Source organism: Klebsiella sp. K-Nf6 (genome assembly GCF_002806655.1).
Lineage (GTDB): Bacteria > Pseudomonadota > Gammaproteobacteria > Enterobacterales > Enterobacteriaceae > Klebsiella > Klebsiella variicola.
Window position 1 is genome coordinate 54,477 of sequence record NZ_PIBN01000015.1, and the last position, 21,987, is coordinate 76,463.

Below are 21,987 nucleotides of genomic sequence, written 5' to 3' on the forward strand. Positions count from 1 at the left end.
AACCATGCCAAAATTTGCTGCTAATTTAACCATGCTGTTTACCGAACTGCCGTTCCTGGGCCGGTTCGCCGCCGCTGCCCGCGCGGGTTTTGAGGCCGTGGAGTTTCTGTTTCCCTATGAGTATGACACCGGGGAAATTAAACAGCGCCTGCAGGAGAACCAGCTGCAGCTGGTGCTGTTCAATACCCCACCCGGCGACGTCAACGCCGGTGAATGGGGGCTCGCCGCGGTGCCAGGCAGAAGCGCCGAGGCCCGCCAGCAGATCCAGCTGGCGCTGGAGTATGCCTGCCAGTTGGATTGCCCGCAGGTGCATATCATGGCCGGCGTGGTACAGCCGGGGATGGATCGCGCAGCCTGCGAGGCCGTGCTTATCGATAACTTGCGCTACGCGGCGGAGTGCTTTGCCCGCCACGACAAGCGGATACTCATCGAAGCGCTGAATCCTCAGACCAAACCGGGCTATCTCTACCACAGCCAATATCAAACGCTGGAGATGGTGAAACGGGTCGACAGGCCGAACGTCGCGGTGCAGTTAGATCTGTTTCACGCGCAGAAGGTAGACGGCAATTTAAGCCATCTCATTACCGAATATGCCGGCCAGTATCGCCATATTCAGATTGCCTCCCTGCCCGACCGTCATGAACCGGATGAGGGCGAAATAAACTATCCGTGGCTCTATGCGCTACTGGATAAAACCGGTTATGACGGCTGGATCGGCTGCGAATATATCCCCCGAGCAGACACGTTTTCCGGGCTGGGGTGGTTCTCGCCCTACCGGAAAAAATAAACGCCGTTTTCTAAAAAAATAACTCTCTGTATACCTGTTAATACCCGAGGCAAACCTATGTCGACATCGGCGCTGTTACTTATTGCGTTAGCCAGCGTAGTGCTGTTGCTCCTGTTGGTGATCAAAGCGAAAGCACATCCTTTTGTAGCGCTCCTGATCGTCAGCCTGCTGGTGGCATTCGCCACCGGCATTCCGGCAGATAAAATTATTACCACCATTGAAAAAGGCATGGGCGGCCTGCTTGGTCACATCGCCAGCATTATTATTCTGGGGTCTATGCTGGGGGTGCTGATTGAAATGTCCGGCGGCGCCGAATCGCTGGCGAAAACGTTGACCGGCGTACTGGGTGCAAAACGGACCATTGCCGCCTTAACCATCGTGGCTTTTATTCTCGGCACGCCGGTCTTTTTTGAAGTCGGCTTTATCATCATCATTCCGTTAATTTACGGCTTCAGCAAAGTCGCCCACGTATCGCCGCTGAAGTTTGGCCTGCCGATGGCCGGAGTGATGTTAACCGTGCACGTCGCGCTGCCCACCCATCCTGGCGCGGCAGCGGCGGCAGGCATTCTGCATAGCGATGTCGGTTGGCTGATGCTGGCGGGAATCGGGGTATCGATAGTCGTCGGTATCGTGGGTTATTTTGTCGCCCGGTTTATCAATCGGCGCCATTATCATCTGTCGATTAACGTGCTGGAGCAGCAGCAAACGGCTGAAGTGCCGGACCTCTCCGTTAACGCGCAGCAGACCCGTCTGCCGCCGCCGAATGCGCTGGTTATCGGTGGGCTGATCGTGGTGCCCATCATGCTGATTGTTTCCGGGACGCTGTGTCAGGCGCTGCTGCTGCCGGAAAATGCGGTTCGCCAGCTGATGACCGTCATTGGTACCCCGCCGGTCGCCCTCCTGATCTCGCTGGGATTGGCCAGCTGGACGCTGGGCATCCGTCGGCGGATGAGCCTGAAAAAGCTGGGCGAAGTCACTGGCAGCGCGATCCCCTCTTCGGCGGATGTGATCCTCGTCGCCGGCGCCGGCGGTGCCTTTGGCGGCGTACTGGTCGCCTCAGGCATCGGCAATGCCTTAGCCGAGGCGCTGGAGACCATTCATCTGCCGCTGATGCCCGCCGCCTTCCTGCTCTCGCTGGTACTCCGGGCCTCGCAGGGATCGGCCACCGTGGCGATCCTCACCACCTCCGGTCTGCTGTCTCAGGCGGTTATCGGGCTGGAGCCGATTCAGCTGGTGCTGGTGACGCTGGCGACCTGCTTCGGCTCGCTTGGGTTATCGCACGTCAACGATGCCGGGTTCTGGGTCGTCACGCGCTATCTCGGGCTCTCGGTGCCGGATGGGTTAAAAACCTGGACCGTGCTGACGACCATCATGGGAGTGACGGGCTTTCTGATCACCTGGCTGCTGTGGTTTGTACTGTGATATTCGCGAAGGTGGCCGCCAGGCCACCTTTATTTGTCATTTGTCAGTTACCGGGACGCTGGCAGGCTGTCACCTCACCAGACAGCGTCACCGGGATAAAATAGCGTACGCGATAGCGCCTTTCCGCCGCTGGCCCACCTTCCGTATGACGCTCGAGAAAGCATTCAATGTCGACCCCCTCCCGGCGGCTTGCTCCCAGCGCTGGCAGCAACTCCATATACAGATCGCTGGATAAACGGGCGTAACGCGCCCAATTGCCATAGAATTCAACGCCAACATACAGCCCGGGCCTTGTCGTCAACGTGCTGTTCGCCGTCAGCGCGGGCAGCGCCCCTCGCTTCCGATGACAACCGACAAAAGCGTTAACCTCGACGTTAAGCTCATTGTTCCTCGCCGCATAATAATCGGATAACACAGAGAGACGGCCACCGCCGGCGGTAAAAAAACGGTCAACCTTTTGTCTGATAGCCGTCTTGGACGTGCTTTGCAACACCATATCCGACAGGCGCAGCTCATACTTCATTGGAGAGCCACGATAGACCCTCTCGGGCAGCGAACAGAAACGGGCCTGAGGCAGACTCTCACCCTCCGGGTCGAATTTCTTTAACAGCAAAGCCGTGTCCCAGTGTACGGCGCAACGGTATTCCCGCGGCGAGAGCGAGAAGCGCTTCTTAAACTCCCGGGAAAAGGTCTGCGGCGAGTCATAGCTCAACTGCCAGGCAATGGCGGCGATCGGTTGCCGTGTTAATCGCAGACTCACCGCCGCGATGGTCAACCGCCGCAGCCGGATATACTGCCCGATGGGTAACTGACCATACTGATAAAACACCTCATAGACAAACCGGCGCGAATACCCCATATACTGCGCCAGGTAATCGATAGACGGGTTACAGTAGATATTATCTTCCAGCCACGCCAGCATTTTTAAATAGAGCATCTGCTTCATAGATACCGCATACTTCCTGTAGTCTTATCCTCCTCTAATTTTAACAACAGGCGGCGGACAGCACTAAGCTTTTTATGCACGGCAAAAATAAAAAAAATAATTATCAGTTAAAAAACCTAACAGACATATGTTTAACGTTTTGTTTATTAGGAACTTTCGCATGCTCACCTGCCGTTATCCCACTTTCTCCAGCAAATATTGCATTAGTGTAAAACATCCCTTAGATTATCTCGTCTAAAAATAATCGGCGCATTGCCATTATATGTTTTAATTTATCCTGATTTCATTTTAATGCTCAACAGGGAAGTTATATGACAAATTTTTTGTTCAATATAAAAAATCACTATCTGCGGGTCGCGATTGCCGAACTGGTTAATGAAACGATGCAGGCGTGCGAGCGATCGCATTATCAGTTTTCTCAGCAATGGAAGCCGGCGTCGATTGCACAAGCCGATGTCATATTCACTGAAATGGTGACGGGAGAATGGTACTTATGCCATGAACTTTTACAGCACGCTACAGAGAATTATCAACTTTTTATTTTCCTGAATGATGAAGAGGTTACCGTCATCGATCACTTACCCAACTGTTTTAAGCATGCGGTGTTTATACACCCGCACACCGCCGTTCATCTTCTTAAGGAGGCGATAGGTCACGTAATCCAACGCCCCTTAACGGAACAGCATGGCTCTCCCTTTAATCGTCTGCGTCGCTGCATAAATTGCCCCTGTAAGTCATTGAGCGACGCGCAAACCAAAGTCATCTACGCGTTCAGCACTGGCCTGAGCCCGCATGAAGTGGCCACTGTACTAAAAATTAGTCACAAAACGATCCATTCGCATAAAAAGAACATTATGAATAAGTTCCATTTAAAGAGTCGACAGCAATTCAACAATCTTGTCCAGATACTCGCCAGACGTTAACCTCATAAAATATTATTATGCTAACTCATTATCTTCTGGAACGGAAGACATAACGTCTTTTGCGCCTCTTTTTAATATAGGAGATACCGCTCCACAAAGAAATAACGGGGCAAAAAATCAAACATAAAACAATAAGCAAATCACCCATGACAACCTCGAAAAAATAAGAAGAATTTGATTGGCATAGATAATATTGACCTCATATTATCCATGCAAGCTCATTTCTTCTTTTCCAGAACACGTCATAGAGTGGTAGGATAATTCCTGACAGCCATTTTTTAATCGCTAAGTTAAGTCTCCGCCCCCGATTTTTAAAAAAAATGTATGGTCTGTTATTGTCTTTTAGCAACGATATTGAGAAAAAGATAGCTAAACATCCGATTCCCTGTAGAGTGGAGGGAATCACCATGTGAATCTCCCGTTCCGCGTAGCGGACATCACGGTTGGTTGAATGTCAGAAAATGCTGGCCTCCTCCTTGAGGGTATGGCCCAACCTCCCTATTTTCGATCTGTACAGGCCATCGGGCTCTGTTACAGAGAACGGAATGACTATGCTAACCACCTTGATTTACCGCAGCCAGGTTGATCCTGCCTGGCCACTGATCGATCTTGACGCCCTTATTCATCGCGCCAGCGGGAAAAATATGCCCCTCGGGATAACCGGCATTCTGCTGTTTAATGGCCAGCAGTTCTTCCAGGTGCTGGAAGGAAATGAGGAAATCCTCGAATCGTTATTCAGCGCAATACAATGCGACCCCCGCCATCGTGACGTGGTGGAGCTGATGCGCGACTACTCGGCCTTTCGCCGCTTCCGGGATGTCGGGATGCGCATGCTGGATCTCCGCCATTATGAGGGCGACGCCGCGGTAGAAGCGATACTGCGTTTCAGCACCTTCGGTGAAACCGAGCCGATCAACGACCGCATGTTCAGGCTGATTAGCGCCTTTATCGCCGACGGCGGACGCTATTGCCTGCCCGAGTCTCTGCAACCCTCTCGCTGGACGATGACTCCCGCAATGGGCAACGCCTCGCCGCGCAACCTCGCGGACCAGCCCTGCCAGTTCGCCCTGCAGGCCATCGTCGAGCCGGCTAAAAGGCGGGTCTCTTCCTTTGAAGCCTTGATCCGCAGCCCGACCGGCGGCTCACCCGTGGAAATGTTTGCCGCCATTGCGGCGGAAGATCGCTACCGTTTCGACCTCGAGAGCAAAGCGTTCGCCTTCTCTCTTGCCGCCCGCCTTTCGCTCGGCAAACAGCAGCTGGCGATCAACCTGCTGCCGGGTTCGCTGTATAACCATCCTGACGCCGTAGGCTGGCTGATGGACAATCTGCTGGCGGCAGGTCTCAGGCCAGAACAGGTCTTGATCGAGGTGACTGAGACGGAGGTTATCTCCTGTTTCGACCAGTTCCGCAAAGTTCTCAAAGCGCTGCGCGTGGCCGGCATGAAGCTGGCCATCGACGATTTTGGCGCCGGTTACTCCGGTCTGTCGCTCCTGACCCGCTTTCAGCCTGATAAAATCAAAGTGGATGCAGAGCTGGTGCGCGATATTCATATTAGCGGCACCAAACAGGCGATTGTCGCCTCGGTCGTCCGCTGCTGTGAAGATCTCGGCATCACCGTTGTCGCCGAGGGCGTCGAAACCATTGAGGAGTGGTGCTGGCTGCAGTCGGTAGGCATTCGTCTGTTTCAGGGGTTTCTCTTTTCCCGACCGTGCCTTAACGGCATTGGGGAGATCTGCTGGCCGGTAGCACGCCAGGCAACGGACCTGTAGGGCCACGCACCCGGGCATCGTCACTGCCAGTGGGCAAGCTTTTCGCTCAACGCCGCCAGGGCATATCGTACCGCTTTCGCCACCACGGTCTCACAGTCGCCGGCAAAACACATCCGTTTGGTTTCGGTTTGGCCGCGAAAATTCCAGGCAAACCATACCGTGCCGGCGGGGGTACCATCTTCCCCGCCCTCCGGTCCCGCGTAGCCGCTGATGGCGATGGCGATATCGGCGTCAGCCATTGCCAGAATACCGGCCGACATCTCCTGGACGCACGCTTCGCTGACGGCGCTATGTACCGCCAGGGTTTCCGCACCAACCTGCAGCACGTTTCGTTTGGCTTCATCGCTGAAAGTAACGACGCCAGTATCATAAAACGCCGCGGTATCCGCCTGAGCACAGAGCGCCGCCGCCAGATTGCCCCCGGTGCAGGACTCTGCCGTGGTTAGCCGCCAGCCACGCGCAACCAGCATCTGAGCCACTTCAGCCGTTAGCGCTGAGGTCGGTTTTGCATCGTAACTCATCTCGTCTGTCATTCAGACCCCTCACAAAATATCAAAGGAATAACAGCAGCATCGCGCCAGTTAAAAGAATAGCATATCGATTTCTCTCGTCGGCCGTAGGCCGATTGCGTCAGTTCGGGTGGAAAAATAAAGGCCCGCAGCACGGGCCTTAACGAATACTCGTCTGAACTGTCGCCGAATCAGACCTTGTGTTCAATCACCCGGCCGTGACTCTCAATGGCAATTTTGCGCGGTTTTTCGCTTTCCGGGATCTCCTGATGGATAGTCACCTTTAAGATCCCACTATCCAGCTGTGCCTGATTAATCTGGGCATGTTCAGGAAGCGAGAAACTCAGCTGGAAATCAGCGCGGCGGATGCCTTTATATATCCAGCGCTGGCTACCGTCGGTCCCGGCATCAGTTTCTGCACGTTTGCCGGTAATATGCAGATTACCGCCGACGGTCTCTATTTCCAGTTCCTCATCTTTCCAGCCGGGCACGCTGACGCTGAGCAGGAAATTACTGTCATCTATTTTCTGCAAATCATAGGCCGGCAAGGCGCCCACCGGCGTATCGCCAGTTAACTGGCTGAAAAGACGGTCAATGCGGTTGAAACGATCGGCAAAAAGAGAATCAGCGAAAACGGGGAGTGCTGACAAGGTTTTGAGTGCCATAATTAACCTCCTGAATATCCATTCAAAAGCTCAACATAAAGGCAAGCATGGCTTGTCCGCTATATAAAATAATATCTGCAGCGCATTTTTCAAGAGCGGAAATAAAATTTTTTATCACTCGCCACCAAAAAAAAATAACCAGGCCGGGTGGCAGAATGACTCCCACCCGACGGCGGGGGCCGTGGCGCTTCTGAGTCCCATAACTGATGTTGTTTAACATGCAATAAACAGAAGCGACGTGTATATATAAGTTGCTCAGAGGAATGTCAACGCCAGGACCGCTCCACCTCACCTGTCAACAGTTACCCCTTGCGACAGCGTGGGGACGAGCGCATACATCACCTCCCGCGCGAGGCGCGCTGACAAGACATTAACCTTGCTGGCACCAGCCGAAAAGCCACTGACGGAAATATACTCAGCCCGGCAAGGAACCTTTCTCGCAGCCCCGTGCCTAATAGATTGCATACGCACTTTCTGAGGCATCACCATGACCGGCATTTTTATCTCCACCACCTTGTTCGCCCTCTTCGCGTCGATGTTGATCGGCCTGGGGATGGTCTGGAAAGGCATTTCCAACAACCCTGATAACTGATCCTTTTGTACGCCGTTGCTGTTCACCCTCCGCAGCGGCGCGTCTATACCCAGCGCCCTTCTCGTCAATGACAACCACAGCCCTCGTTCTGGTGACATTTAACCGTGGATCAGCGCCTGCGCACCGTATTTTTTGAAATAGCAATTCACACTGTGAATAAGTAACTTTAATTAATATATTTAAGTCCAGAATTAACGCATGCGTTATAAGCAATTTAAGCAGTTTGTGCCAAATTGCTGACAGCGCACACGCGATTAATATTTGTAACTCACTGATTTTAAAACTTTTATATCGACAGCAACCCAAAAAGTCCAATTTTGGACTTGTTGCTTTTATTGGTTATTAGAAATATCCTAAGCCCATATTCGCAAAAAAATTTTCTTTAAATATTCTATCAACCTTTATCCATTTCGTGTTCACCATTACTATGACTGATTTTTTAATTAACACTGAAAATATTTATCTGAAGCGGGGAATTTGCGAGTTACTTCTCGAGATCGCCATCGAAGAAAATATCCGTACGCCCTTTTCTCTTCACGAATATTCACCTGAGATCATTAGTCAGACTGATGTGCTTTTTACAGAAATGGAAACCGGTGAACATTACCTGTGCCACCCGTGCTTCAAAAAGGTACCGCAGCAGACACCTATTTTTGTTTTTGTCCCCAGCGATAGCGGCGCGCGGGTTGACCGCTTGCCGCTTTGTCTGCGTGATGCCACTTTTATCAGTATTAACGCCGATCTGCGCAGTATAAAAAATCAAATCGCAAACCGTCTGACAGCGTTAAGCAAACCCGTTGCTGGGGGGCCGGAGAAAGGCAGCAAACGGTGTCTTAAATGCCCACGATTAACATTGACCAAGTCGCAGCTTTATATTATCGATGCGATAAAAACGGGAATGAACAATCAGCAGATAGCGCAAGAGCTGGGCATCAGCCATAAGACGGTTTTTTCTCACAAAATCAACATCATGAAAAAATTCCAGATTGATACAAAGCAAGAGCTGGCGCGATTCTCGGCCATCGCTCTTGCACTATCCTCAAGAGCGATCAATTAACGCCGGGTTTTGTTAAAACGCATCTTAAGTTTCCTTCTGTCTTTAACATATGACAGACCACAAAATAATGATGTTAACAATAACACCACCGCCAGGGCTAATAGCAGAAAATTACTCATACACGACCTTTTCAGAGATAAAGATGATTATCAAATAATACGGGGTATAAGTTTTCGAAAACAACCATCCAACAGCCATTTCAGATTAAGGTAATACCTTGTGCGATAATTCTGAAAATGAATAATGCTGAAGACCTCATTTTTATTATTATGTGCGCATTTTGATAATAAAAGCGAGCGGTTACACCGGATAAAGCCAGGCGTGACGGTCTGCGGTTAATCACGGTAAATTTAAGGTCTGAAGCCAAAGAGTAACGTCGTGGGCAGGCCTGCGTGTTTTGCCGGAAAGGCCCCCAAAGCAACGGTGTCATTATCCGTTGCGAGGGTTAAGCAGAACGTTTGGTTCAGTCAGTAGACTGGTTTAACCACTCGTTTAACATCAATGAATAAAGCAGGCTCGGCGGCGCATCTTTTACATCAGCAATATCGTTGATGTACCTCATCCCTGCTTTCTCGAGGACTTTCTGCGAAGCCAGATGGTTAGCCCTGACAACCGCTGACATCTCTGCAAGCTTAATCTCCTCGAAGCCATATTTTATCGCGCCAATCGCAAACTCGGTGGCCAATCCTTTTCCCCATGCCTCTGTGGAAAACCGATATCCCAGATTGTTAATGATGACATCGTTATAGCTACGAAGACTGACGCCGCCAAAGCCAATGATGTGTTCTGGGGTAGAGCGCGGTGCTATTGCCCAGTTTCCGAAGCCGTAAGTTTGCCAATGCGCGAGCCAGCGCCTCAAAACGACTTCCGCATGGTCAACATTCGGGTATGGCCCGGCGGGGTTAAAGGTATTGGTCGCGGGATCGCCATAAATTCGGTACAGATCGTCGACATCAGAAGCCATGACCGGGCGAAGATGCAAACGATGGGTATCAATGTGCAAACTTACCTCCTGACGGGAAGTATTACCGAGGATGCTTCGAGGATTTATGCCTGCTCATTTAAGCACAAATTTACATACCCGGGAACCGATTAGCCCGCGTTGTGAAGCGCTTGAAAAAATATGCTGCCGATGATGAAAATAAGATATGTTAATTCTATGATGGATTGAAGCTTTTGCTGGCTCTACGCACAGCATGACTGAGTGAACACAGGACTGTAAATGATCGATGACATCCGCTACCTGATAGTATTTGCCAAAATTGTAGAACGAGGTTCAATCTCAGGTGGCGCCGCAGCGTTAGGCCTGACGACCGCCACGGCAAGCACACATTTATCCAGACTTGAGAAAAACCTCAATAGCGCCTTGCTGTACAGAAATACGCGGAAGATTTCACTAACCCAGGATGGCATCAGTTTGCTGGAGACCGCCAGATCGATGCTGGAGTTGTATGAAAAGGGCGTCATTGAATTTAAACAACGCTCTATTTCTACCGTCGGCAAGCTGCGCATTTCCCTCCCTGCTGTTTTTTTAAACGGCCCATTCACCCGCCATCTCGCGAATTTTATTAAAGAAAACCCGGATATTTCCCTGAGTATTTCTTATAGTGATCTGCGTGAGGACATCATCGCCGATAGCATTGATGTCGCCTTCCGTATTGGCGAACTTCCCGACAGTTCACTCAAAGCAAGGCATCTATTTGTTCTGCCACGACAACTGGTGGCGTCAAAGGGCTTGCTCATGCAGCACAAGCCCATTAACCATCCCGTTGAGCTGGGATCCCTGCCGTGGATTGGGTTAACAATGAGAGAAAACATTCGAGAGTTCAGGCACAAAAACGGCGAACTGGCGGTCATTAAGTATGCTCCTATGGTATGCGTTGATAACATTGAAGCTGCCTATGTTCTTGCCAAACAAAACATAGGATTTGCCGTACCTCCCCGTTTCCTCTGCGAAAATGATGTTAAACTCGGGGAGATGCATGAAGTACTTCCTGACTGGTCATTAGAGCCGCTAAAAGTTTATGCCATTTGGCCTGCCAATATATCAACCAGCAGTGCTGCCTATAAATTAATCAATTACATTTATAACTCCATGGAACAACATAAGCTTTGAACAGTTAAAATAATTGTGGATAAAGCATATAGAATGCGATAACGCATAAAAAACCGCCCATCAATAAATTAAAGATGCGGATTTGTGTCCTTCCCTGAAGAAATATTGACATTTTATCACCAAACATTGCCCAAATGGATAATGAGATATAACAGATAAAAAAGTAAATAATAATAAAAAGTATTAGCGGCAGACTGGTTGATGGCTCAGAAAACAAGGTCGTTCCAGAGGTACAGGCAGCCCAGGCTTTTGGGTTGAGCCATTGCATTAACACTCCCTGAACAAATCCGGGGGCATTTTCTTTTTTTAATGACCAATCAGGGTGTGATGTAGCAATTTTATATCCCTGATACAGTATAAAAATCGAGCCGAGAACATTCAGGTATTTGAAAAATTGTGGATGCGTGGCAATGACTGTGTATACCCCAAAACTAACAAAGATAAGTAACAAGGTGAAACCAAGCGTCGCACCGGATACGAAGGCGAATGTTTTTCTAAAGCCATGTATAACACCGGAAGAGATAATGACCATATTGACCGGGCCAGGCGAAAACGACAGAGCCAGAGAGTACAGAAACATAGTAGCAATCAAAACCATTTTTTCATCCACTTTTTCAATAAAAGATATCGGTGTAGCGAAACTTATATAACAAGTTATTTCGCTATATTTAAAGACTACCCCGATATGGACGTTAGATTAAATGGCTCTTTCTCTAAAGGTGTGTTTGATAATTTAGCGATTTTTACAACAGTACCTGCCCGGCTATACGCCCAATCCCCATCGAAAAAAGCATGGCCAGCGTGCTCCAGAACGTAATTCTGCTGATAGCTCTGACAGGCGGTGCGTTACTCACCATGGAAGAGAGATAGCCAAGAGCCGCCAGTGAAAAGAGAGTGGAAAGGAAAATAGCGATAAAAATCAGTTTTGCTGGCGAAAGCACTGCAACGATCAAGGGCAACCCCGCCCCGGCTGAAAAACTCATGGCCGAAAAGAGGGCCGCCTGCAAAGGTCGCGCAGAATGAGTGTCCGTTAGTCCCAGCTCTTCGCGGGCATGAGCCTCCAGGGCGTCTTTGGCCATGAGCTGCTCTGCAACCTGGCGGGCAAGCGCAGGCTCAAGTCCGCGCTGGATATAAAGGGACGTCAGTTCCCGTACCTCTCCCTGATAATCTGCGTCCAGCTCACTTTTTTCCTCGGCAAGCGCGGCGGTTTCCGTATCCGCCTGGGATGATACCGAAACATATTCCCCTGTTGCCATCGACATGGCTCCAGCAACCAGCCCGGCGACACCGGCCAGCAACACACCCGAAGGGCTGGTATTTGCAGACGCCACGCCGAGCACCAGGCTGGCGGTAGAGACAATCCCGTCATTCGCCCCGAGTACCGCCGCCCTTAACCAACCGACTTTTTCAATGCTGTGTCGTTCAAGATGCATGCCTTTTTCCTTTTAATACGCATCCTCATCGGGATTAGCGAGAGAGCACAAGATTACTCCACAACGGGATGTTTCCTTTGACTGCGAAAGGTGAGGAAGATATGCAGCAATCCCATCGCACCATGTGCCCAGAAATAGGTTTCAATGAACACCGTCAGAAATTTATGCAAATGCAGGACCGCTTCTGCCAGCGCCGATGACGCCCCTGGCGCAATGTCCAGTACAAACCAGAGCCCTCCACAGAGTGCGACCGCCAGCAAAGCAAGTACGCCAAGCCCCTGGATCATCGCCGCTATGCCACCGGCATGTGCTTCAGGAAGACGAAATGTCATTAGCATTTTAATGTCATCAACTACACCGCGAAAATCAAGGGACAACCAGGCAAAATAGTAACGAAACCCACGTTGTTTAAGCATCCATACCAGCATCACTACACCAAGAACAATCAGCGCTAATCCCGAGATAACATGGAACCATGTCACGACCCCGGTCAGAGATACGTCGCGAAGCGCCTCACTTTCGGTGAGATTAGAGCTAATGATCTGCAATAGAATCAGGGTGGCGACAATAATATGCAGCAGGCGGAAAAAAGGGATGTCTTTGTGCGGTAGCGCATTGCGTAGTTTTTCGTTCATCATTTGGCCATTTTATGAGGGGATCGGCCACATCAGTATTGCGTCTGTTTGTTAACGCAACCTTAACGCCTTGATATTGAAATGCACTGAATGATGTGTGAATAAAAGGCAAACCATACCATCTATCTCAGCAGCTAATAGCATCCATGGACTTACTCGTGAAACTGATGCACCTGTCTCCTCCGCCTTATTTCCTCGTGGAGGCCGCTGCCTCAATGCTGGCCAAAGGGGTAAACATTATCGTGGTTCGTTTGGCACTGGCTCATGTTGATCCTTGTGCTCCAGGCAAAGCTACCCAGACTTAGCCAGGTTGGTTACCGGATGGACCTGGTTTGCCAGAAGACTTACGTAATATGAATAAAGGCTAAACAGACCATTTTCAACCAAAAGACTTAGCCTTCAACACACGAATTAATAATCGTCCTGTTGAAGGGTCCCTCCTGTGAACGCGCATAGCGTGTGCTTTAAAAACAGGCATATAGCTTTTCCTGAATAAAGGGAGAAACACAAGCAACAGAATCCCTGCGCCAAATGCAGCCAAACCATGTAACCAGTCAATCATAGTCAACGGTATGAGGAATAGGCAGTAGTGCAAAACACAGAATACCGTCGTGCATGTCTTCGCCCATCCAGGGACTAAAACATTTGGATCCGCTTCGTAAAATTTACTCTTTCTGAGAATGCCCTCAGAGGCTATCCGCATGCCTACGAACCAGAACAAAGGGAGGTACGTCGCTGAAAATAGAGACAGCACAATAATATTCCAATCAGACACTCGCGCACTTCCTTATTCATTGCTTCCCTGGATAAAAATCATTAGCGCGAATATATCCTTTGAACGATATAATCCACGCTCAGACGGCTTTATTTCATCTGGCATAATACACTACGATGAGAAACATACCGAGCAATCTTATGCAAAGTCAAGATTAAAAAGTGACGCGCGCTCGGGAGTGTTCAGGAACAGAGGCGAATTATTACGTCTTATCAACGTCAGATGGTGCCTCTCTGCCACCGACGCGGCATTCGGTCAACCGTAGCCGCGTACAATTCATTATTTATTCAAGGTTCAATGCGTAGAGTGATGCACTGAAATTTTTCAATAAAAAATCAACGTATAAACGGATTTTTGGTAACTGTTGACGGTTTGCAAAGGTCAATATATGCACTGGCTTAGCTAATGGTTGAAATTCAGACATCAGAGGCAGCAGTCGGCCATTTTGCAAATCTTCAGCCAACAGGATCTCGGGTTGCATAATAATTCCCAATCCATTCAATGCTGCCCTTCGCAATGCTTCCCCATTGTTACAGGTCATCGTGATGTTTACCGGAGATCTGACAGGTTTGCCTTCCCTCTGAAGTGTCCATTCATTCGCTGCAATGGGATGGGCAAACCCAAGACATCGATGATGGCATAATTCTTCAGGTGTTATGGGTTCCCCTGCCCGTTTTATATAGGCCGGAGAGGCACACATGACTGACCGGTATGGCGCTATCGGACGGGCAACAAGTGTATTAACATGCAGGAGCTCACCAATCTTAATCATGACATCTAAACCTTCATCTGCCATATCCATTGATTTATCGCTCAGTACCAGGTCTACTGCCATATCAGTCCATTCAGTAAGAAACTGAGCAGTAACAGGCGAAAGCGCATGGACACCAAAGGAGACTGGGCAACCTACTCTCAGTTTTCCACGTGGCTTCTGGTGAAGAGCAAATGCCTGTGACTCGCTATCTTCAATATCAGCTAATATCCGGCGGCAACTCTGATAATAAACCTGACCAAAATCGGTCAGACTTTGCCGACGCGTTGTGCGATTAAGTAAGCGAACGCCGAGATGTTCCTCTAACGCTTTGATATGCAGCCCAACCATGGTTCCGCTGATTCGCATCTCTTCAGCAACAGCGCTAAAGCTGCCTCTGTCCACGACGCGGACAAACACCGCCATACTTTCCAGTTTATTCATTATTATCAAGCCTGGCTTGTTAAAGATAAAAACATAACGCTGTTTATCAAATTTCACCAGCAGGTTTTAATCTGTTTTCACTTAGTGCGGGAGGGTTAAAAATGATGACCAATACAGAGCTCCGTGAGCGAGGAATGAGATTGTTTAATGAGCTGTATGGAAATGGTGCGGGAGAAGAACTACGAAAGGACATGGCCGATTTGTGCCCTGATTTTACTGATATCTCGATCGAATGGGCTATGGGAGGCATCCTTGCACGCCCGGGGCTGGACGCTAAAACGCGGGAGCTGGTTGTCATTGCTTCCTGTGTCACTCTGGGTCATACGGTTCCACAATTGAGGGCGCACGCTCAGGCAGCGCTAAATGCAGGGGCAACCAGGGAAGAAATCATCGAGGTTGTCCTGCAATTACTGTTTTATGCAGGAGGCGCCGCGGTGCGCAATGCACTCGTCAATATACGCGATATTTTAAATGCTGAATTAAACGTCGAAGCGAAAATGTCCTGAAGAAAATTGCTGTTTGCCATTCTAGCCATCCCATTTGACAAGCGTGCTGGCTCGGATCATTGTCTGGCGCGTTTTTTTGGATTGTCTGCATCACATTCCGAACCGGGCGTCACTGATTAAGGGAATGGGATGGCTCACTCGATTTCAGAGACGGTATCTCATCACGACATACTGTCAGATACAAGGAAAGCGGGGAGGCAGAATCTGTCTTCGTTCAGTGCTAAAAATCCCACTCTATTAAAGGGATTTGTCTAAACTGTAGCAGTTAAATCAACACCATACATGGCCATTTAATGATGCAAGTGATACTTGTTCGACACGCGGAAACAGAGTGGAATATAAAAGGAATGATTCAGGGACAGAGTGATAGTGCGTTAACCCCTCGGGGGGAGCGCCAAACATTAGCTTTACTTGCCGCGTTTGCAGCGAGTGATTACCGGGTAGACTGCGTTTACACGTCTCCGCTTGGTCGTGCCTGGCAAATGGGACAGCGCCTGGCTGACCGTTTTCGTTGCCCATTGATAGCTGAGCCGGCCCTCAAAGAACAGGCCTTTGGCCAGTTCGAAGGTATGTTAACGTCACAACTCATGCAACAACGTCCCCACGATGCGCATGCGTTATTCACTCATGATGCCGAGTATTGCCCGCCAGAGGGAGAGTCATTAGCACAAGCAACCCGACGAGTGACAGGTTTCATACAAAACCTACAAGAAACCACAGAACATCAGCGCGTCTGTATTGTCACGCATGGGCAAGTCAGCCAGGGCGTGCTGGCGGTGCTTAAAGAAGGAACTATTGAAAACTTTTCGCGGTACGCTCACCCTAATGCAAGTTACTCGGTGTTCGATTTCCGGGATGGGAAATGCATAGCAATCAGATGGGGAGTGGCCACACACCTGCTTCAACTTGAACGCCAGAACGCTTAATTTCATATGCCTCTCTGCGGCAAACAAGTGATACCCTGGAAGGTATGAACCTGCTTCAGGAATGCTTATGAAACCGACCCTTAATCAGTTGATTAACTTTTGCACTGTTGCTGAAACCGGAAACATTGGCAAAGCCGCCAGTAAACTTAATATTTCGCAGCCTCCCTTAAGCCGGCAAATAGCCCAGCTGGAAACTATCCTCGGTGCAAAGCTATTTAACCGGGCCGCTAAAGGGGTCAGTTTAACCCTTGCCGGTGAGCAATTTCTGCTGGACTGTCGCGCAATGCTGGCAATGCTGGAGCAGGCCTGTAATAACGTACGAGCAATAGAATCAGGGCAGAAAGGGGTTCTGAAATTAGGCGCAACAATGTATGCCAGCTATAGCGTTGTGCCGCATGTTGCGATGCAGCACAGGAATACCTGTTCCGACGTGGAATTGCATTTTCAGGAGAGGGTCCCCTCTGATTTACATGCCGCATTACAGGATGGCAGATTGGACGCGGCAATTAGCTTCTCCGAGACGGCCACGCCGGGAATTCATTCACTGGTGCTCTTGCGTGAGCCGCTCATCGCCGCCCTTCCTGCCAACCACTCTCAGGCTCAACGCGAGCATTTCAGACTTGAATCACTCTGTGATGACCCGTTCATCACGGTTCCGCGCCAGAGCGCGCCGATGCTCTATGATTCCATCCTTCATCAGTGCCTCAAAGCTGGATTTAGTCCGCAAATAGGTCTGGAAGCCTCCGTGCAGCAGACTGTGATGAATTTTGTGGCCCATGGTGTTGGTGTCGCGCTTATTCCTGCCAGTATGGAGAATGCTCAATTACGCGGTGTGGTTTACCGGAGGCTGGAAAATCCGAATATGGTGGAGAATATGCTGATGTGGTCGGCAAAGAACACGAATCCGGCTTTACCGGGTTTTGTGAACCTGTGCCGCAGTATCAGGGATAAACTGGATGCGGCACAGTCCGGACGGATTAACGATTAACTTTTACTGATGATGATTTCGATCACGTTAGGCTTGCCACTCGCCAGCGCGGCCTCAACGGCCGGGGCGATATCGCCGGCACGGATAACTTTTCGGGTCTCCAGCCCCATCGATGCACCCAGTGCCTGATAATCCACTGCCGGATTAACCAAATCCATTGCGATGAAGCGATCTGTTTGGGCCGACGTATAATCTGCCTGAGAACGCATGAAGTTTTTCAATACGTTATATTCCGTATTATTCATGACAATAAAGGTGACTGGCAGTTTTTCATGTGCGGCCGTCCAGAGAGCCTGAGGGGAGTACATCGCCGCGCCATCTCCCACAAAGCACACCACAGGCGCTTTTCCCAAACCGAGTGAATAGCCGACAGCCGCGGGCATTCCCCATCCCAGGCCACCGCCGCGTAAAAAGGCATATTGATCCGCACGGTGACTGTTGAGAGATTTGCGAAGCGAGCCGCTGGTGGCAATCGCCTCGTCAACAATGGCCACATCTGGTCCGATCGCCCTTGCTGCCTCAAATGCCGCCACCAACGGCGTAATTACCGTAGCAGATTGTTGTTCCTGAACCTGTCCGAGCAGACGTTCTTTGCTTAATTCAAACTCATTAACCGCCTTTTCAAAACGGCGTTGATAATCACGGCGATGGTTTGCCGTGGCTTTCTCCAGTTCAGGTAGCAGTGACATTAACGATGATTTAATATCGCCAACCACGGAGAGTTCACTACTGTAGGTGCGTCCCAGGTCGCCTGCATCAGCTGATAACTGGAACACTTTACACTGGTCCGGCACTGCCTGACCTTCGGTATAAAGAATAGTGATAAGCGACTTACCGCCAAGGGCAAAAATAGCATCGTACTGGCTTAATGCTCGGTTAATTTCCGTCGCTTTCGTGGACAGATTGCCCCGCCAGAGAGGGTGTGCTGTTGGATAGGGGATCCGGTTCGGCCATGTTGAACCGTACACGTCAGCGGCAAGCATCTCAGCAAGAGCAACAACCTCATTGGCCGCTTCACTTTGATAGATTTCGTCGCCGGCAATCAGTGCGACGTTACCCGGAGTAAATGCCGCCAGCTTACTCGCCAACAAAGGTAACGAACCCGCGACTGCATTGCGGTCGATAGTAGAAGGCGCGCCGATGCCGATAGCACTCATCGCCTCCATCACATCCATCGGAAGCGACAGGAAAACGGAGCCTTTCGGTGCAGCGTCAGAATCGTGAAAGGCCCGGCGAACTAATACCGGTAGCTGATCAACGTGGGTAACCTCCTGTGACCATTTCGCGAACGTTTTACCCATACCGACCAGATCACCCAACAATAATGGGTCGGTTGTCGTGTGGCGTGAATCCTGCTGCCCCGCCGTCACCACCAGTGGTGTCTGTGAGCATTTTGCATTCAACAGATTTCCCATGCCGTGGCCTAAACCACCGGCGGTATGCAGATTCAGAAAGCCTGGTTTTTTTGCTGCCTGCGCATAACCGTCCGCCATGGCGACTGCACTCGCTTCCTGCAGAGCTAACACGTACTGAATTGACGGTTTTCTTAACAGCGCATCCATAAACGGCAGTTCGGTTGTCCCCGGATTACCAAATACATATTCCACCCCTTCACTTTCCAGAACTTCTAACAATACATCACCGCCACGGCGTGCATTGGCGTTCTGGACTTTAGTTATTGCGTTACTCATAGAATGATCACCTCTGTCTGGGTATTCGTTCGCCCTGTCTGGCGGGTGATTCAATCTTAATCACGGGTCTAACCCCCTTTCCAATACTATATTGATGCCCAGCTATACCCTTTTAGGTATGGGAAGTCATGCGCTGTCCGCCAGGAGATGGAAAGTGTTCTGCGTCGAAGCGCTGGCTCCACGCTCCGTCTGCACAGGACCAGGCGCGGACTTTACTCTTTTGCCAAACAGAGTTGAAACGAACCCGTTTCATGATAAATCTATAAAGATAATAAGACGAAAAGGAAGAACAAATGAAAATCAGACTTGCTGTACCAGAAGAGGCAGAGGAATGTTGGAATATAAGGAACCTTTCTATCCGGGAAGGATGTAAGCCAAGTTATAGCGCCAAGGTACTTGAAGCCTGGACACCCGAAGCGATGCCTGAACATTACAGGGAGGTAATTACGGAAAATCCTTTCTTTGTTGTCGAGCTGCCAGATACAGGATTGGTGGCAACGGGGTATCTGGATCTTACCGAGGGTAGCGTAGAAGCTATTTTTACATTGCCGGATTTTTTTGGTAAAGGTTTTGCTAGCCTGATTATTGAAACGATTAAAGAAGAGGCGATGACAAGAGGGCTGAAACAGCTAACCCTGACCTCAACACCAAACGCGCAAACTTTCTACGAAAAGCATGGCTTTATGTTTATCAAGGAAACGACATCCCCATCAAGACTTGCCCAAACAGATCTCCGTTGCATGGATATGTCCATCACACTATAAATTTGAGCTACGTGAAAAAATGGGGCTCTATCCTCCTGCAAATTTTACCTGGTTTAAGGATTCATTTTCGGAAAGACTTTTGCAGCGGTTTTGCCGAAAAAATTGGATAAAAAACCGGGCATCGCGCCCGGTTATCGTGCCAGCCCGAAATGGCCCTACGCATTCAACCCGCGATTTTTCAGCATCGGCTCAATCTGTGGATCGTGCCCGCGCCACTGGCGATAAAGTTCAGCTAAATCAGTGCTATTGCCGCGCGACAGAATCGCTTCCCGGAAGCGCTGACCGTTCTCACGGGTCAAACCGCCGTGCTCCACAAACCACTGATAGCCGTCGTCGGCCAGCATCTGGGTCCACAGATAGGCGTAATAGCCTGCCGCATAACCGCCGCCGAAGATATGGGAGAAATAGCTGCTGCGATAGCGCGGCGGAACGGCCGCCAGATCCAGGTGTTCTTCCTGCAATATCTTCTGCTCAAACCCATCCACGTCCGCCGGTATTGCCGAGGTCGACAGGCTATGCCAGCGCATATCAAGCAACGCAGCAGCCAACAACTCGCTCATGTCGTACCCTTTATTGAAGGTTGCCGCACGCAACATATTGTCGCGTAGCGCTTCCGGCATCGGCTCCCCGGACTGGTAGTGCTTCGCGTAGTGGGCAAACACCTGCGGCTGGCTGGCCCAGTGTTCGAAGATCTGCGAAGGAAATTCGACAAAATCGCGCGGGGTATTGGTTCCGGAGAGACTGGCGTAACGCTGGCTGGCGAACAGCCCATGCAGGGTATGGCCAAACTCATGGAACAGAGTGATCACCTCATCCCACGACAACAGCGCGCTCTGCCCTGCCTGCGGCCGGGCGTAGTTGCAGACATTGTAGATAACCGGTCGCTGCTCCCGCAGGGTAGACTGTTCGACAAACACATCCATCCAGGCGCCGCCGCTCTTTGAGTCGCGAGCGTAGTAGTCACCGTAAAACAGCGCCATCCCTTCGCCGTTGTGATCGAAGATCTCCCAGACCCGAACATCCGGGTGATAGACGGGGATATCGAAGCGCTCGACAAAGCGGAGGCCAAAGAGCTGCGTGGCCGTCCAGAAGACGCCATCCTGCAGCACGCGCTCGAGAGCAAAATAGGGTTTAAGCTGCGCATCATCAATGGCAAAGGCAGCTCGCCGCACCTGTTCGCTGTAATAGAGCCAGTCCCATGCCGCGGCGCGAAACGCCCCGCCCTCGTTGTCAATCACCTGCTGGATGTCAGCCAGCTCTCGTTCCGCCCGCGCCCGCGCTGCCGGCGCGATCCGGCGCATAAAAGTTAATGCCTCCGCCGGAGAGGCCGCCATTTGATCGGTCAGCGCCCAGCTGGCGTAATCGGCCGCGCCCAGCAGCTCCGCCTGCTGCGCGCGGATCGCCGCCAGTCGCAGCACCAGGCGACGTGTATCATGCTCATCGCCCTGCTGATTGCGCGTCCAGCCAGCGGCAAAGAGATTCTCCCGCGTCTGTCGGTCGCGCAAAGAGAGCAGCGGCGGCTGCTGGGTGGTATTGGTCAGCGTCAGCAGCCAGCGGTCACTGAGCCCTTTTTCCTGCGCCGCATCGGCCGCCGCCGCTATCTCCTCATCCGCCAGGCCATCCAGTTGATGTCGGTAATCAACCACCAGGCCACCGCTTTTGGCCGCCCCCAGCAGCCGCTGCTGAAACTGACTTTGCAGGGTCGCCGCTTCGGTGTTCAGCGTGCGCAGCACCGCCTTCTGCGCCGGCGCCAGGGTCGCCCCGGCATGAACAAAACGTTGCCAGGTGAGGGTCAGGAGACGATGAGATTCGCTGTCTAACGCCAGCGCGTCACGCTGCTCATAGACGCTGTTCACTCGCTGAAACAAGGCCTCGTTAAGCCAGATGTCATTCCCCAGCTCGGCGAGCTCAGCGGAAAATTCTTCATCCAGAGACTGAATGAACGGGTTGGTGTGGGCGCCAGCCATGGCGAAAAAGACCCGCGTCACTCGCGCCAGCAGCTGTCCGCTCTGTTCAAGGGCCTCAAGAGTGTTGGCAAAATTCGCCGGCTCCGGGCTGTCGATTATCGCGCGGATCTCCGCGCGCTGCTGCCGGACACCCTCATCAAACGCCGGGCGGTAGTGGCAGTCCTGGATGAGATCAAACGGGGGTGCCTGGTAAGGCAGCAAACTGACGCTAAAAAAGGGATTTTGTTCAGACATCTTTCTCTCCTGCACAGGCTAATCCTGTAAGATTAGGCTTCTCCTTAAGGGGTCGCAATGATTTCCGTTACCGGTCGCCGTCTGTGC

General features: G+C 50.8%; 23 protein-coding genes and 1 pseudogene. 11 read left to right on the forward strand and 13 right to left on the reverse strand.

The window, feature by feature from the left end:
• The first annotated feature begins 4 nt into the window (after window positions 1-4).
• Window positions 5-787 (forward strand): HPr family phosphocarrier protein, encoded by a 783-nt coding sequence (locus CWM61_RS21555; RefSeq protein ID WP_100631897.1) that lies wholly within the window; start codon window positions 5-7, stop codon window positions 785-787.
• A 57-nt stretch (window positions 788-844) separates the two neighbouring features.
• Entirely contained in the window at window positions 845-2,209 is a 1,365-nt protein-coding gene (locus CWM61_RS21560; protein ID WP_100631898.1) for a GntP family transporter, read from the forward strand.
• A gap of 43 nt (window positions 2,210-2,252) precedes the next feature.
• On the opposite strand, the gene CWM61_RS21565 is transcribed toward CWM61_RS21560, so the two are convergent.
• Window positions 2,253-3,155: a helix-turn-helix domain-containing protein gene (locus CWM61_RS21565; protein ID WP_074385928.1), complete on the reverse strand. Its 903-nt coding sequence runs from the start codon at window positions 3,153-3,155 to the stop codon at window positions 2,253-2,255.
• Between the two features lie 311 nt (window positions 3,156-3,466).
• Here CWM61_RS21565 and kbvR point away from each other — a divergent pair, with 311 nt between their 5' ends.
• Window positions 3,467-4,078: a LuxR family transcriptional regulator KbvR gene (gene kbvR, locus CWM61_RS21570; RefSeq protein ID WP_100631899.1), complete on the forward strand. Its 612-nt coding sequence runs from the start codon at window positions 3,467-3,469 to the stop codon at window positions 4,076-4,078.
• A 28-nt stretch (window positions 4,079-4,106) separates the two neighbouring features.
• On the opposite strand, the gene CWM61_RS29425 is transcribed toward kbvR, so the two are convergent.
• The gene (locus tag CWM61_RS29425; protein WP_165785294.1) at window positions 4,107-4,226 is read right to left on the reverse strand and encodes a small membrane protein; all 120 of its coding nucleotides are present in this window, start codon (window positions 4,224-4,226) and stop codon (window positions 4,107-4,109) included.
• Between the two features lie 403 nt (window positions 4,227-4,629).
• On the opposite strand from CWM61_RS29425, the gene CWM61_RS21575 reads away from it, so the two are divergent.
• On the forward strand, window positions 4,630-5,847 hold the full coding sequence (locus tag CWM61_RS21575; RefSeq protein WP_074385930.1) for a diguanylate phosphodiesterase: 1,218 nt from the start codon (window positions 4,630-4,632) through the stop codon (window positions 5,845-5,847).
• Window positions 5,848-5,867: 20 nt separating this feature from the next.
• On the opposite strand, the gene CWM61_RS21580 is transcribed toward CWM61_RS21575, so the two are convergent.
• The 3 genes and pseudogenes from CWM61_RS21580 to CWM61_RS29430 form a co-directional block, all read right to left on the reverse strand.
• On the reverse strand, window positions 5,868-6,380 hold the full coding sequence (locus CWM61_RS21580) for a 2-oxo-tetronate isomerase (protein WP_100631900.1): 513 nt from the start codon (window positions 6,378-6,380) through the stop codon (window positions 5,868-5,870).
• 167 nt (window positions 6,381-6,547) lie between these two features.
• Complete coding sequence (locus tag CWM61_RS21585) at window positions 6,548-7,021, reverse strand: Hsp20 family protein (protein WP_100631901.1); 474 nt, start codon at window positions 7,019-7,021, stop codon at window positions 6,548-6,550.
• Between the two features lie 444 nt (window positions 7,022-7,465).
• Window positions 7,466-7,558 (reverse strand): annotated as a pseudogene (locus tag CWM61_RS29430) (hypothetical protein); the annotation flags it as partial.
• Here CWM61_RS29430 and CWM61_RS30075 point away from each other — a divergent pair.
• Complete coding sequence (locus CWM61_RS30075) at window positions 7,518-7,613, forward strand: YnaM/YnfT family protein (protein WP_272482055.1); 96 nt, start codon at window positions 7,518-7,520, stop codon at window positions 7,611-7,613. The pseudogene CWM61_RS29430 and the gene CWM61_RS30075 sit on opposite strands and share 41 nt — an antisense overlap.
• A gap of 427 nt (window positions 7,614-8,040) precedes the next feature.
• Complete coding sequence (locus CWM61_RS21600; RefSeq protein ID WP_074385934.1) at window positions 8,041-8,670, forward strand: helix-turn-helix transcriptional regulator; 630 nt, start codon at window positions 8,041-8,043, stop codon at window positions 8,668-8,670.
• Here CWM61_RS21600 and CWM61_RS30215 read toward each other — a convergent pair.
• Together CWM61_RS30215 and CWM61_RS21605 are read right to left on the reverse strand one after the other, a co-directional pair.
• Window positions 8,667-8,789, reverse strand: a complete 123-nt coding sequence (locus tag CWM61_RS30215; protein ID WP_012541799.1) for a small membrane protein — start codon at window positions 8,787-8,789, stop codon at window positions 8,667-8,669. The genes CWM61_RS21600 and CWM61_RS30215 overlap by 4 nt on opposite strands.
• Before the next feature lie 344 nt (window positions 8,790-9,133).
• Window positions 9,134-9,673 (reverse strand): GNAT family N-acetyltransferase, encoded by a 540-nt coding sequence (locus CWM61_RS21605; protein WP_074385935.1) that lies wholly within the window; start codon window positions 9,671-9,673, stop codon window positions 9,134-9,136.
• A 219-nt stretch (window positions 9,674-9,892) separates the two neighbouring features.
• Between CWM61_RS21605 and CWM61_RS21610 the strand changes: the two genes are divergently transcribed.
• Window positions 9,893-10,786 (forward strand): LysR family transcriptional regulator, encoded by an 894-nt coding sequence (locus CWM61_RS21610; protein WP_100631902.1) that lies wholly within the window; start codon window positions 9,893-9,895, stop codon window positions 10,784-10,786.
• A 4-nt stretch (window positions 10,787-10,790) separates the two neighbouring features.
• On the opposite strand, the gene CWM61_RS21615 is transcribed toward CWM61_RS21610, so the two are convergent.
• From CWM61_RS21615 to CWM61_RS21635, 4 genes are all read right to left on the reverse strand, one after another.
• Window positions 10,791-11,384 carry a LysE family translocator gene (locus CWM61_RS21615; protein WP_100631903.1) on the reverse strand — a complete coding sequence of 198 codons (594 nt, stop codon included), beginning with the start codon at window positions 11,382-11,384 and terminating at the stop codon, window positions 10,791-10,793.
• A gap of 145 nt (window positions 11,385-11,529) precedes the next feature.
• Window positions 11,530-12,219 carry a VIT family protein gene (locus CWM61_RS21620; RefSeq protein ID WP_100631904.1) on the reverse strand — a complete coding sequence of 230 codons (690 nt, stop codon included), beginning with the start codon at window positions 12,217-12,219 and terminating at the stop codon, window positions 11,530-11,532.
• A gap of 53 nt (window positions 12,220-12,272) precedes the next feature.
• Complete coding sequence (locus CWM61_RS21625; protein ID WP_100631926.1) at window positions 12,273-12,854, reverse strand: cytochrome b/b6 domain-containing protein; 582 nt, start codon at window positions 12,852-12,854, stop codon at window positions 12,273-12,275.
• A gap of 1,058 nt (window positions 12,855-13,912) precedes the next feature.
• Window positions 13,913-14,824 carry a LysR family transcriptional regulator gene (locus tag CWM61_RS21635; protein ID WP_100631906.1) on the reverse strand — a complete coding sequence of 304 codons (912 nt, stop codon included), beginning with the start codon at window positions 14,822-14,824 and terminating at the stop codon, window positions 13,913-13,915.
• Between the two features lie 101 nt (window positions 14,825-14,925).
• Between CWM61_RS21635 and CWM61_RS21640 the strand changes: the two genes are divergently transcribed.
• The 3 genes from CWM61_RS21640 (at window position 14,926) to CWM61_RS21650 (ending at window position 17,244) form a co-directional block, all read left to right on the forward strand.
• Window positions 14,926-15,330 (forward strand): carboxymuconolactone decarboxylase family protein, encoded by a 405-nt coding sequence (locus CWM61_RS21640; protein ID WP_061154682.1) that lies wholly within the window; start codon window positions 14,926-14,928, stop codon window positions 15,328-15,330.
• Window positions 15,331-15,623: 293 nt separating this feature from the next.
• Window positions 15,624-16,256, forward strand: a complete 633-nt coding sequence (locus CWM61_RS21645; RefSeq protein WP_077268392.1) for a histidine phosphatase family protein — start codon at window positions 15,624-15,626, stop codon at window positions 16,254-16,256.
• A 67-nt stretch (window positions 16,257-16,323) separates the two neighbouring features.
• A complete protein-coding gene (locus CWM61_RS21650) occupies window positions 16,324-17,244 on the forward strand; it encodes a LysR family transcriptional regulator (protein WP_100631907.1) in 921 nt (306 codons plus the stop codon).
• Here the strand turns inward: CWM61_RS21650 and CWM61_RS21655 are convergent.
• Entirely contained in the window at window positions 17,241-18,935 is a 1,695-nt protein-coding gene (locus CWM61_RS21655) for a thiamine pyrophosphate-binding protein (protein WP_100631908.1), read from the reverse strand. The genes CWM61_RS21650 and CWM61_RS21655 overlap by 4 nt on opposite strands.
• A 293-nt stretch (window positions 18,936-19,228) precedes the next feature.
• On the opposite strand from CWM61_RS21655, the gene CWM61_RS21660 reads away from it, so the two are divergent.
• Window positions 19,229-19,699 (forward strand): GNAT family N-acetyltransferase, encoded by a 471-nt coding sequence (locus CWM61_RS21660; protein WP_050887873.1) that lies wholly within the window; start codon window positions 19,229-19,231, stop codon window positions 19,697-19,699.
• A gap of 155 nt (window positions 19,700-19,854) precedes the next feature.
• Here the strand turns inward: CWM61_RS21660 and dcp are convergent, their stop codons facing one another.
• The gene (gene dcp / locus CWM61_RS21665) at window positions 19,855-21,900 is read right to left on the reverse strand and encodes a peptidyl-dipeptidase Dcp (RefSeq protein ID WP_100631909.1); all 2,046 of its coding nucleotides are present in this window, start codon (window positions 21,898-21,900) and stop codon (window positions 19,855-19,857) included.
• Window positions 21,901-21,987 lie beyond the last annotated feature (87 nt).